Here is an 11,846-nt window from a genome sequence, read left to right on the forward strand (position 1 = left end):
CCGGCCCGACCTGCCTGGGCCTGTCGGCATGGCGGGCGCTGCAGGTCGAGCAGGGCTGAACGCCGGCGTCGGGCATGCGGACGAAATCGACTCGACTCCCTTCCGGCCCGAGGTATAGAACATTTAGCGAACATTGGATCAGCCCGGAGGTCGCCATGAAGCATCGCAGGGGTCCGTTCAGCGAGGACATCCGGGCTGCGCTTCGGCCCGGGCCGCACCGCATCGCCGACGCGATCCGGGCCCGGCGCGAGGAGGTGATCTGGGGCGCGCAGGAGCTCGGCCTGGGCGACGATGAGATCGACGCGCTGCTGCGGGCGGGTCTCGACACGGCCGAACGGCGCCTCTTCGGGGGCGCGGGAAAAGACCGCTGACGGCCCAGGTGCGGGACCGCGTACAGAACAACTGGGAGATCGGCCTGCGCCTGTCCGACATCTCGGCCGGCACGGGCATCGTGGCGAAGTGCGGGAAGTGCCATCGGCGGCGCGAGCTGGACCGGCGGCGGCTGATCCAGCGCTTCGGCAGCGATGCCCGGCTGTTCCGGATCGAGATGGCGCTGCGGTGCACCGGATGCGGCTCGGAGGTGGCCTGCAGGATCGAGCTGCAGGCGGCAAGGAGGGATTGAGCGTAAGGCCAACAGGCCAGAGATGGCCAACCACTGGGACGTGTCGTTCCACCATCTAGAAAAGATCGAATATATGTTCTAAAGTAGATGCCGCTACCCCAATAATTTTTGAATTCGCATTTCTCGCGGAGATTAACATGTGTTCTCTTTCGTGGCTGTCAGACAATAAGGACGCATTTGACGCCATTAGTGCGATCATCACGTCCGTAGCCGTTCTGATTGGAGGCGGATGGGCAGTAAATCGATTCATAATAAGAAGAGAATTCGCGTCTCAGGTAGAATTCAACGTAGATATAGAATTTATAGGGATTCATTCTGGATATTGGATAATAGAAATAGTTGCAATAGTTAACAATAAAGATGGATCTCATCTAAAAATGCATGAATTCACGTTCAAATTGAGATCGATAGAGGATCAAAATCTCGAAATTGGCGGGAAAAAAGTTAATTATCAAACAATTTTTCCTCACGCCCTGAAAGATGGAAGCTGGTTTCCCCTCTCCTGGGAAAGCACAATGCTGGAGCCAAACACGGTAGTCAGGTATTCACATGTTGCCCATATTCCAGTGGAAGCCACATTTCTACTTCTACACGGCCGCATTGGCTACTTTGTTGGATTTATCCGAAAGGCACCCATGTTTCATACTGCTGATCGGGCGTTTCGCGTTCCCGCGGCGCCCTCGTGAGCAACCACCTGGATTGTATCCGAGCGACATTGCTCCCAATTTGCTGGGATGGAACGCCCATCCATTCCGGGCGCGTCGTTCGAGCTACAACCGGCAGCGGGCGGTGACGCCGGGGCGGGGGATGTAGCTGTCCGTCGCCGGGTTGTAGCTGCGGTAGCGCTGGGCGCAGGCGCGCTGATGCGGCGTCAGGGTCTGGTCCGTCTGGCGCCGCTGCGCGCGCCTCTGCTGCAGGCGCTGCTGGTGAACGCCGGAGGTTGTCGTAGCGCTGGGAGCCGAGATACGGGCCGGGCCATTGCGCGGCGGCCGGCGGCGAGCTGACGGCGCCGGCCGGCACCACCAAGCCGACCACGACGGCGAGACGGATCGGCAATCGCGACGTCATACCCTGATGGAACATTCCGACGGGCGGGAAAGTCAACCCACGTGCCGAAATGAAACCCGACCGAGATTGTCTCCCTGGTGCGGACGGCGGGACTCGAACCCGCACTCCCGAGGGATGCAGATTTTAAGTCTGCTGTGTCTACCGGTTCCACCACGTCCGCATCGGGCCTCTATCGCCCGGCCCCGGCCGCCGCGCAAGCCGAATGCGCCTTGCCGGCCGGCGGATCGGTCCCCATTGTCCGGGCATGGACGATTTTGACTGGATCCGCCTGGCATGGCTGGTCGCCGCCCTGATCCTGGTGGCGCCGGCCGTGCTGAGCCGCGGCGGCTGGGGCGGCCAAAGCCTGTTCTACGCCGCCCTCTGGCTCGGCATCGCGCTGCTGATCGGACTGGCCTACTCGTTCTTCTCCGGCTCCGGCTCCGCCCCGGCGGTGCCGCCGAGCGAGACCACCAGGGAGCGCACTGCCTCGGTGGCGGAAGACAGCCGCTCGGCATCGGTGCCGCGCAGCACCAGGCTGGTGCCGAACTTGCCGGCGCGGAAATACGGGTAGCTGCCGACCGACAGCTCCGGATACTCGGCGGCGATGGCGCCGAGCCCGGCGGCGATCATGCCCTCGCCCAGGTCACATGTGACGGTGCGGCTGAGCACCTTGTCGCCGCCGGCGAGCGTCGGGGCGATGCCGTCGAACATCGCCTGCATGATCCGCGGCACCCCGGCCATGACATGGACATTGCCGATGCGGAAGCCGGGGGCGGCGCTGACCGGGTTGTCGATCAGCGTGCCGCCCTCCGGCACATTGGCCATGCGCAGCCGCGCCTCGTTCAGCTGGCCGGCCTCGTAATGCGCCTCCAGCCGCCGCACCGCCTCCGGGTGGCGCAGCAAGGGCACGCCGAAGGCGCGGGCGATGCATTCGGCGGTGATGTCGTCATGCGTCGGGCCGATGCCGCCGGTGGTGAAGACGTGGTCGTAGCGCGCCCTGAGCGCGTTGACCGCGGCGACGATCTCCTCCGGCACGTCCGGCACCACCCGCGCCTCGCGCAGGCGGATGCCGAGCTCGGTCAGCCGCTCGGCCAGGAAGCCCATATTGGCGTCCTTGGTGCGGCCGGAAAGGATCTCGTCGCCGATCACCAGAACGGCGGCGGTCACGATGCGCGTGTCGGTCATGGTCCTGCCCTGGGCTCGAGTCGGGCGATGCTATCGCCTGGACGGGCCGCGAGACAGGCTGAAAACGCTAGCGATAGCCGGTGGCGTCGGCCGGCTTGCCCGGATCCTGCACCTCGACGATGTAGCGCCAGGCGTCGGGCTGCGACCCGTCGAGATCGGTGAAACCGTAGACCCGGGCCAGCTGGCCGCTGGACAGGGACTGGCCGTTCCACCGCGCCCGGTCCGGATCGGCCGCCAGCGCCGCCACGGCGCGGCCGGTGAAGCGCGGCGTTTCCGAGATGACGAAATGCGGCTGGACCTTCGTCGCGTCGCGCCAGTTGTCCTCGGTGACCTGATAGGCCTCCAGCATCATCTCCGATCGCATCCAGCCCGGCGTCAGCGACACCGAGGTGGCGCCGTGCGGCGCCAGGTCCTTGGCATGGGACCAGCCCATCCGGTTCACCGACACCTTGGCGAGGTCGTAGARGGGCGACAGCCGGTAATGGTCGGCGTTGTATTCCGCGGTGCCGTCGGTGACCTCGACCAGCAGGCCGCCCGGGCGCCGGATCATGAGCGGCAGGGCGTAATGCGCCGTGATCAGATGGGTGTGCACGCCGAGCTGGAGCAGCCGCAGCCCCTTCTGCAGATCGTGCTCCCACACCGACTTGTTCCACTCGAACAATGTCTCGCCGCCCCAGACGTCGTTGACCAGGATGTCGAGCCGGTCCTGCTCCTCCCGGATGCGGGCAACCAGCCGCTCGACCTGCTCCGGCACCAGATGGTCGGTCTGCACGGCGATGCCGCGGCCGCCAGCGGCCGAGACCAGCTCCGCCGTCTCCTCGATCGTCTCCGGCCGGTCGTATTCCGAGCGCTGCCCGCGGATGCTGCGCCCGGTGACATAGACGATGGCGCCGGCTGCCCCCAGCTCCACCGCGATCCCCCGCCCGCACCCGCGGGTCGCGCCTGCGACCAGGGCGACCTTTCCGTCCAGCGGCAGCGGCATCGTCTCCTCCATCGGCTCGTCGAGTTTATAAATGATCGTTTGGTTATAAACGAGAGTCAAGCCGGCAGCCGCCGCATGCCGGTCCTGCGGTGCCGGCCCTGGCGTCCGGCCGAGTCGCCCCCATATCCCGCCGGGTGGCGACCGCGCGGCGGCGGTGGTATAGGCTAAGGATGATGCGAGACAGGATAGAAAGCGTGACCGAGGTGGAACCCCAGACCCGCGAGGAAGGCCACATCCCCCTGCATGGCGAGGCCGAGTTCGCGGCGATGCGGCGTGCCGGCCGGCTGGCGGCCGAGACCCTCGACTTCATCGCCCCGCATGTGCGCCCCGGCGTGACCACCGACGAGCTGGATCGGCTGTGCGACGGCTTCATGCGCGACCACGGCGCGGTGCCGGCGACGCTGGGCTATCGCGGCTATCCGAAATCGAGCTGCATCTCGCTGAACCATGTCGTCTGCCACGGCATCCCGGGCGACCGGACGCTGGAGAACGGCGACATCCTGAACATCGACGTCACCCCGATCCTGGACGGCTGGTACGGCGACAGCAGCCGGATGTACGTCGCCGGCGACAAGGTCGCGGTCAAGGCCAAGCGGCTGATCGAGGTGACCTATGAGTCGATGATGCGCGGCATCGCCGCGGTCAAGCCCGGCGCCACGCTGGGGGACATCGGCCACGCCATCCAGAGCTATGCCGAGGGCCACCGCTTCTCGGTGGTGCGCGACTTCTGCGGCCACGGCGTCGGCAAGGTGTTTCACGCCCCGCCCAGCATCCTGCATTACGGCCGGCGCGGCGACGGGCTGGCGCTGCGCGAGGGCATGATCTTCACCATCGAGCCGATGATCAATGCCGGCCACTGGGCGGTGAAGATCCTGTCGGACGGCTGGACCGCGGTGACCCGCGACCGCAGCCTGTCGGCCCAGTTCGAGCACACGGTCGGCGTCACCAAGGACGGGGTGGAGATCTTCACCCTGTCCCCCGCCGGCCACACCCAGCCGCCCTATTCCCTTTCGTAGCCGGGGGCGCCGTGACCGAAGCGCCGGAGGCGACGGACCCGGTTCCCACCTACACCGGCCATCGCGACCGGCTGCGGCAGCGCTTCCTGACCGCCGGCGCCGCCGCCCTGGCCGATTACGAGATCCTGGAGCTGCTGCTGTTCTCGGCGATTCCGCGGCGCGACACCAAGCCGATGGCCAAGCAGTTGATCGACACCTTCGGCAGCCTGGGCGCGGTGCTGGCGGCAACGCCGACCCAACTGGCCCAGCGCGGCGGCCTGAGCGACATCAGCGTCGCCCTGCTGAAGGTGGTGCAGGCAGCGGCCGAGCGGCTGCTGAAGGAGCAGGTCGTCGATCGCCCCGTGCTCGGCTCCTGGCAGGCGCTGCTGGACTATCTCGGCGTCGCCATGAAGTTCGGCGGCACCGAGCAGGTGCGGATCCTCTATCTCGACCGCAAGAATGCGCTGCTGGCGGACGACGCCTCGGCCCAGGGCACGGTCGACCAGGCGCCGGTCTATCCGCGCGAGGTGGCGCGCCGGGCGCTGGAGCTGGGCGCCAGCGCGTTGATCTTGGTCCACAACCATCCCTCCGGCGACCCGACACCGTCGCGCGCCGACATCGAGATGACCAAGGCGGTGGCGCGGGCGCTGGAGACGGTCGGCGTGACCTTGCACGACCACGTCATCGTCGGCCGCAAGGGCCATTCCAGCTTCAGGAGCCTGGGGCTGCTCTGATTCAGCCCGGGACCGGCGCGTCCTCCCGCACCAGGCCTTCGCGCTTCAGCTCGGCCCAGAAATCGGTCGGGATCGGGGTTGCGATCAGGGCGTGGTTGCGCTCCACCTCGTCCGGCTTGACGGCGCCCGGGATCATCGAGGCGACCACCGGATGGGCCAGGGGGAACTGGATCGCCGCGGCCGGCAGGGGCACGCCGTGGCGGCGGCACACCGCCTCGATCCGGCTGACCCGCTCCAGGATCTCCGGCGGCGCCTCCTTGTAGTTGTAGCGGGCGCCGGGCACGGCGCCGGTCGCCAGGATGCCGGAATTGTACGGCCCGCCCAGCATGATGCCGATGTTGCGGCGCTGGCACAGCGGCAGGAAGTCGTCGAGCGCGGTCTGCTCCAGCAGGGTGTAGCGCCCGGCCAGCAGGAAGCAGTCGAAATCGCCGCCCTCGGCGAAGCGCATGCAGGATTCGACCTCGTTGACGCCGACGCCGATCGCCTTGACCACGCCCTCCTCGCGCAGCTTGAACAGCGCCTTGTAGGCCCCGGCCAGGGCCTCGTGCAGCCGCTGCTCATAGGCCTCGCGCGAGCCGTGGGTCCAGATGTCGACGTCGTGGATCAGCAGGATGTCGATCGAGGAGATGCCGAGGCGCATCAGGCTCTGCTCGAAGGAGCGCATGGCGCCGTCGTAGCTGTAGTCGAACACCGGGTTGAACTCGAGCCCGCCGGCCCAGGCGCCGCGGTCGACGCTGCCGCGCCCCGGCGGCACGAAGACGCGCCCGACCTTGGTCGACAGCACATAACTGTCGCGCGGCCGCGGCCGCAGCGCCTGGCCGAAGCGGTGCTCGGACAGGCCGTAGCCGTAGAACGGCGAGGTGTCGACCAGGGTGACGCCCAGCTCCAGCGCCTTGGCCATGGTCTGGATCGCCTGCGCATCGGGCAGCCTCTGGTAGAGGTCGCCGAGCGGCGCGCCGCCGAAGCCGAGCTGGGTGACGGGGACGCCGCTCTTGCCCAGCGGGCGCGTGGCGATCGGGTCCATGGGCCGTTCCTCTCTGATCGTCTTTGGGCTCAGTCGAGCCGGTAGAAGGCAGTGGCGGTATCACAATAGAGCTGCCGCAGCTGCGCCTCCGACGAATCGGCAAGGATGGCGTCCAGCGTGTCGACCCAGCGGCGATAGCTGGAGGCCAGCTCGCAGACCGGCCAGTCGCTGCCGAACATGGTGCGGTCGAAGCCGAAGCAGTCAATCGTATGACATATGTACGGCTCGATCTGGTCCCGGGTCCAGCCTTTGTGATCGGCCTCGGTGACCACCCCCGACAGCTTGCACCAGACATTGGGCAGCGCCGCCAGCGCCCGCATCTGGTCGCGCCAGGGCTGGTCGATCCCCTCGCGGATCCCCGGCTTGCCGATATGGTCGAGGACGAAGCGGATCTCCGGGCAGCGGCGCACCAGCTCGAGCGCGGCATCGAACTGCGGATGGAAGATGCAGAGGTCGAAGGACAGGTCGTATTCGGACAGAAGCTGCACGCCTTCGACGAAGCCGGGCTGGATGCAGAAATCCACCGCCTCGCCCTGGATCAGCCGGCGGATGCCGCGCAGCTTCGGGGTGGCGGCGTGCAGCGCGTCGAGCTCGGTCCGCACCGCCTGGCCGTCCTCGATCGCCGCCGCGGCGACAAGAGCGCCGAGCCGGGGATCGGCGAGGGCACCGACCCAGCGCGCCTCTTCCACCCGCTGCTCCGGGGCGACATCGACCTCGACGAAGACATAGCGATCGATCGCCACCCCGTCGCGCTGCCGGTCGTACACGTCCGGCAGGTGGCGCGATTTCAGGCTCGGCGCGGCATCCATCCACGCATATGACAGTATGTCTGGATCATAAATATGGACGTGGCTGTCCACGATCGGAAAATCGGGCACGTGAAACCTCCACCAGCGACGTCTTATGTTTCCAGGACTTTAGTCTAAAAAGCCGGCGATGCCCATCAGGCGCTTTGCGATCGGTCGAGAAGATCCTCCAGCCCGCCGATATCCGGCAGGCACAGATCGGCGAGCCCGGCCAGGGTCTGGGCCGTGCCGGTGCCGCTGAGCACGCCGACGCACAGGCCGGCCCCGGCGGCGCGGCCCATTGCCATGTCGTGCCGGTTGTCGCCGACCATCAGCACGGCGCCGGGCGGCAACCCGGTGGCGTCGCAGAAGCCATAGACCATGCCGGGATTCGGCTTGTGGCCGTGGCCACTGTCGTAGCCGGCGATGAAATCGACCAGGTCGAGCAGGTCGAACAGCGCCAGGGTGGCGCGGATCGCCGCCTCGCCGTCGCTGGAGGCGATGCCCAGCTTCAGCCCGCGGCCGCGCAGCCGGCGGAACAGCCCGGCCGGGTCGGCGACGGTCGGCTGGATCACCGTCGCGGCCGCGCCCTGGAAGATGCGGTCCATCTCCGGCACCAGCAGGTCGAGATCGTAGGGGCTGCCGGCGGCGATCCAGGCGGCGGCGATCTCCGGCGTTGCCCCGGCGGCGAACAGGCTGTCGGCGCGGACGGCGCCGGTGTGCGGGTCGGCGCCGCCGACCTCGAGCAGCCGCAGCGCCAGCTCCGGGTCGCCGGCCGCCGCGAACAGCGCGGCCTCGCGGTTCAGCGGCAGCCAGGTCGCTTCGTAGTCGATCAGCGTCCCGTCCTTGTCGAACAGGATGCCGCGGATATCGGCCATCATCGCGCCTCTTCCTCGAAATAGCCGCCTTCGAGCGTGATGTGGCTGAGCGTCCGGTCCTCGTGCCGCATGCGCCAGGACAGCAGCTTCTGGGCGTAGGCCAGCATCTCCGCGGCATAGGCCGGGTCGCGGCTGCGGTCCTCGAACTCACCGGGGTCGCGCTCCAGGTCGAAGAACAGCGGCGGCAGGGCGGTGCAGTGCACGTATTTGCGGCGTGCGTCGCGGATCACCTGAACGCCGCAGTCGTCGGAGTGCAGCCGGGCCTCGCCGAGGCGCTCGCGGACATTGCCGAAATCGTAGAACCAGTGCGCCGCGTCGCGCCAATCCTGCGGCCGCTCGCCCATGCAGAACGGCAGCAGCGACCGCCCGTCGCAGTGCCGCGGCACGGGCAGGCCGAGCCAGCCGAGGATGGTCGGCATGATGTCGACCGATTCGGTGAAATCGTCGACCTGCCGGCCGCGGCCAGGATCAGCCTCTCGGCGCGGGTCGCGCACGATCAGCGGGATGTGGGCCGACTGGTCGAAATAGCCGAGCTTGCCGAACAGGTGGTGGTCGCCGAGCTGCTCGCCATGGTCGGAGGTGAAGACGACCAGCGTGTCGTCCCACTGGCCGCTCGCCTTCAAAAACGCGAACACCCGGCCGAGATGGTGGTCGACCTCCGACGCCAGCCCGTAATAGGCGGCGCGGACCGCTGCGACGCCGGCGGCATCGAGCGCCGAGGCCGGCCCTTCGGCGTGGTTCAGGAACTTGTCGAGCGGCACCCCCCGGTGCAGCCCGGCCAGCAGCGGATGCTGCATCCCCTCGACGGCGGCCGACGGCCCGCGTACCGGCGCCGGTGTCGCGGCCGGGTCATAGGCCAGGTGCCACGGCGCCGGGGCGGCGAAGGGCGGGTGCGGGCAGATATAGGTCAGGTGCACGAACCAGGGCCGGCCCTGCAGCACCGCCAGGTGGCGCAGCAGCTGGTCGGTCATGAAGGCGGTCTCGCTGTCCTCGGCCCGGATCCGGGTCGGCCCGAAGCCGCCGGGCGCCGCCTCGGCTGTGGGGTCGGGATCGTAGAGCGGGTCCCGCCCCTCCTCCGGCGCCGGCACGTCGTAGCCCTTGGCGATCAGGTCGGCGAGCCAGGCCCGGCTGGATTCGGACAGGTTCAACACCGGGGTGAAGCCCGGCGCCACGCCTTCATAGCTGTGGCGGGCCGGGTCGTCCGGCGCCCGGCCGCGCGGGTCCAGCGAGGTGTCGGTGTAGCCGAACAGCAGCGGTTCCCAGCCGCCACGCCGCACCTCCAGCGCCAGGTTGGTGTGGCGGGCGTCGAGCGGCGTGCCGTTGCGCACGCTGCGATGGGTGTGCGGGTAGAGGCCGGTCAGCAGCGAGGCGCGCGACGGGCCGCAGGGATAGGCCACGGTGTGGTGGCGCCGGAACAGCGTTCCTTCCGCCGCCAGCGCGTCCAGCGCCGGGGTGCGGATACAGGAATGCCCGACCGCCGACAACGTGTCGCCGCGCCACTGGTCGGCGGTGATGAACAGGACGTTGGCCAAGCCCGAGGACTCCCGCATGAACCCCCTGCTGATAGCGCAACGGCGGGCGGCGCGACATGGGAATGAAGGCCCGGCGTGGCGGGCGCCTTCACGCCGCCATCGCCTGCCCGCATTGGCTGCAGAAATGGGCCGAGGCCTGGTTCGGCGCCCGGCACGCCCCGCAGGCGACGCTCGCGGGCTGCGACCCGCAGGCGCCATGGGCGCAGCAATCGTCGGCCTCCGCCTGATGCCCGGCATGGTCGTGGTCGTGGGCATGGCCGTGATCGTGATCGTGCCCGGGGGCATGACCTGCCGCAGCCGTAGGCTGCGGCGCAGGCAGCAGGCGCAGCAGCCGCAGCGCGTTCAACGTCACCAGCACGGTGGCGCCGGTATCGGCCAGGATCGCCATCCACAGCGAGGTGGCGCCGAGCAGCGTGGTGGCCAAGAAGAGGCCCTTGAGCCCGAGCGCGACGGCGATGTTCTGGTGGATGTTGGCCAGGGTGGCGCGCGACAGGCCGATCAGTTCGGCCACGCCGGTGACGCGGTTGTTCAAGAGCGCCGCATCCGCCGTCTCCAGCGCCACGTCGGTGCCGCCGCCCATGGCGATGCCGACCGAGGCGGCGGCCAGGGCCGGCGCGTCGTTGATGCCGTCGCCGACCATCGCCACCGGCCCCTGCGCCTTCAGCCGGCCGATCGCCGCCAGCTTGTCGTCCGGCAGCAGCTCGGCCTCGACCGCGATGCCCAGCGTGTCGGCCACGGCTGCGGCGGTGCGGCGATTGTCGCCGGTCAGCATCACCGGCTGCACCCCGGCCCGGAGGAGTGCCGCAACTGCCGCGGCGGCGTCCTCGCGCGGCTCGTCGCGCAGCGCGATCAGCCCGCGCGGACCGGCCTCGCCCAGCAGCAGCACGACGGTCTTGCCCTCGGCCTCCAGCGCCGCGATCCGGTCGGCCAGACCGGCCGACAGCGGCCCGCGTTCGGCCGCGTAGCGCGGCGACCCGACCGCCAGCAGCGCGCCGCCGACCCGGCCCAGCACCGCCTTGCCGGCGATGGCCGAGGCCTCGGCGACGGCCGGCACGGCGATCCTGCGGGCGACTGCGGCGTCGAGGATGGCGCGGGCCAGCGGGTGGCTGGAGCCGCTCTCGACCGCGGCGGCCTCGGCCAGCACCGCGGCCTCGCTGCCATCCAGCGCCACGATGTCGGTGACCTGCGGCCGGCCCACCGTCAGCGTGCCGGTCTTGTCGAAGGCCACGGCCTTGACCTTGCCCAGCATCTCCAGCGCCGCACCGCCCTTCAGCAGCAGGCCGCGGCGGGTGCCGGCAGCGATGCCGGAGGCGATGGCCGCCGGGGTCGACAGCACCAGGGCGCAGGGGCAGGCGATCAGCAGCAGCGACAGGCCGCGATAGGTCCAGACCGTCCAGTCGCCGCCGAACAGCAGCGGCGGCACCGCGATCACCAGCGCGGCCACGGCCATCGCGGCCGGGGTGTACCAGGCGCTGAACCGGTCGATGAAGCGGGCGGTCGGCGCCTTGCTGGACTGCGCCGTCTCGACCATGTGGATGATGCGGGCGATGGTGTTGTCCGCCGCCGTCCGCGTCACCCGCAGGCGCAGCACGCCGCCGGTGTTGATGCTGCCGGCATAGACGGCGTCGCCGGCCGCCTTGGCCACCGGCATGGATTCACCGGTGATCGGCGCCTCGTCCAGCTCCGACGCGCCGTCGACGATCTCGCCGTCGGCCGGCACCCGGTCGCCGGGGCGGACCAGCACGATGTCGCCGATCGCCAGGTCGTCGACCGCGACGGTGGCCAGGACGCCGTTGGCTCCGCCCCCCATTTCACGTTCTAGGGCATCTACGGATCTTTGGAGCGACAGATTGACTCGGGGAGAGGGTTGTCGATTCCCGGCGGCCCGGGGTGTGTGATTCTATGGGCGACACTTTGGGGAACCGGAGTGTCGTCATGGAGATCGATTGGTCATTGGGGCGGTTCGGGGATCGGCGCCTGGATAAAGGGGGGCGGTGCTTCTCGAGCGCATGGTGTCGTGCGCGACGGTATGCCTGCGCCGTCTGGCGCAAGGGAGCTGGTC

At 68.9% G+C, this 11,846-nt stretch carries 13 protein-coding genes and 1 tRNA gene; 5 read left to right on the top strand and 9 right to left on the bottom strand.

The features are described from left to right. Window positions 1-155: 155 nt before the first annotated feature. From AB4Z01_RS28950 to AB4Z01_RS28960, 3 genes are all read left to right on the top strand, one after another. Window positions 156-371 (top strand): hypothetical protein, encoded by a 216-nt coding sequence (locus tag AB4Z01_RS28950; protein ID WP_441699552.1) that lies wholly within the window; start codon window positions 156-158, stop codon window positions 369-371. Between the two features lie 8 nt (window positions 372-379). Continuing rightward, entirely contained in the window at window positions 380-622 is a 243-nt protein-coding gene (locus AB4Z01_RS28955) for a hypothetical protein (RefSeq protein ID WP_441699553.1), read from the top strand. 137 nt (window positions 623-759) lie between these two features. Further along, window positions 760-1,308: a hypothetical protein gene (locus AB4Z01_RS28960; RefSeq protein WP_441699555.1), complete on the top strand. Its 549-nt coding sequence runs from the start codon at window positions 760-762 to the stop codon at window positions 1,306-1,308. Between the two features lie 84 nt (window positions 1,309-1,392). Here the strand turns inward: AB4Z01_RS28960 and AB4Z01_RS28965 are convergent, their stop codons facing one another. The 4 genes from AB4Z01_RS28965 to AB4Z01_RS28980 form a co-directional block, all read right to left on the bottom strand. Continuing rightward, window positions 1,393-1,587, bottom strand: coding sequence for a BA14K family protein (locus AB4Z01_RS28965; protein WP_441699569.1), 195 nt, complete (start codon window positions 1,585-1,587; stop codon window positions 1,393-1,395). Window positions 1,588-1,765: 178 nt separating this feature from the next. Beyond that, window positions 1,766-1,850, bottom strand: a tRNA-Leu gene (locus AB4Z01_RS28970). 233 nt (window positions 1,851-2,083) lie between these two features. Then, window positions 2,084-2,854: a competence/damage-inducible protein A gene (locus tag AB4Z01_RS28975; protein WP_441699557.1), complete on the bottom strand. Its 771-nt coding sequence runs from the start codon at window positions 2,852-2,854 to the stop codon at window positions 2,084-2,086. A gap of 67 nt (window positions 2,855-2,921) precedes the next feature. Beyond that, complete coding sequence (locus AB4Z01_RS28980; protein ID WP_441699558.1) at window positions 2,922-3,836, bottom strand: SDR family oxidoreductase; 915 nt, start codon at window positions 3,834-3,836, stop codon at window positions 2,922-2,924. 203 nt (window positions 3,837-4,039) lie between these two features. Here AB4Z01_RS28980 and map point away from each other — a divergent pair, with 203 nt between their 5' ends. Both map and radC read left to right on the top strand, forming a co-directional pair. Beyond that, window positions 4,040-4,852, top strand: a complete 813-nt coding sequence (gene map, locus AB4Z01_RS28985) for a type I methionyl aminopeptidase (protein ID WP_441699571.1) — start codon at window positions 4,040-4,042, stop codon at window positions 4,850-4,852. Window positions 4,853-4,863: 11 nt separating this feature from the next. After that, on the top strand, window positions 4,864-5,565 hold the full coding sequence (radC, locus tag AB4Z01_RS28990) for a RadC family protein (protein WP_441699560.1): 702 nt from the start codon (window positions 4,864-4,866) through the stop codon (window positions 5,563-5,565). A gap of 1 nt (window position 5,566) precedes the next feature. Here radC and AB4Z01_RS28995 read toward each other — a convergent pair whose 3' ends face one another. The 5 genes from AB4Z01_RS28995 to AB4Z01_RS29015 form a co-directional block, all read right to left on the bottom strand. Continuing rightward, window positions 5,567-6,589 (bottom strand): aldo/keto reductase, encoded by a 1,023-nt coding sequence (locus AB4Z01_RS28995; protein ID WP_441699562.1) that lies wholly within the window; start codon window positions 6,587-6,589, stop codon window positions 5,567-5,569. A 29-nt stretch (window positions 6,590-6,618) separates the two neighbouring features. Continuing rightward, the gene (locus tag AB4Z01_RS29000; protein WP_441699563.1) at window positions 6,619-7,467 is read right to left on the bottom strand and encodes an amidohydrolase family protein; all 849 of its coding nucleotides are present in this window, start codon (window positions 7,465-7,467) and stop codon (window positions 6,619-6,621) included. Window positions 7,468-7,532: 65 nt separating this feature from the next. After that, window positions 7,533-8,255 (bottom strand): HAD family hydrolase, encoded by a 723-nt coding sequence (locus tag AB4Z01_RS29005; RefSeq protein WP_441699564.1) that lies wholly within the window; start codon window positions 8,253-8,255, stop codon window positions 7,533-7,535. Further along, window positions 8,252-9,802 (bottom strand): alkaline phosphatase family protein, encoded by a 1,551-nt coding sequence (locus tag AB4Z01_RS29010; protein WP_441699566.1) that lies wholly within the window; start codon window positions 9,800-9,802, stop codon window positions 8,252-8,254. Before AB4Z01_RS29010 ends, AB4Z01_RS29005 begins: the two co-directional genes overlap by 4 nt. Window positions 9,803-9,872: 70 nt before the next feature. Then, a complete protein-coding gene (locus AB4Z01_RS29015) occupies window positions 9,873-11,594 on the bottom strand; it encodes a heavy metal translocating P-type ATPase (protein ID WP_441699567.1) in 1,722 nt (573 codons plus the stop codon). Window positions 11,595-11,846: the final 252 nt, after the last annotated feature.

The sequence above is a fragment of the Inquilinus sp. YAF38 genome, assembly GCF_052113205.1.
GTDB lineage: Bacteria > Pseudomonadota > Alphaproteobacteria > DSM-16000 > Inquilinaceae > Inquilinus.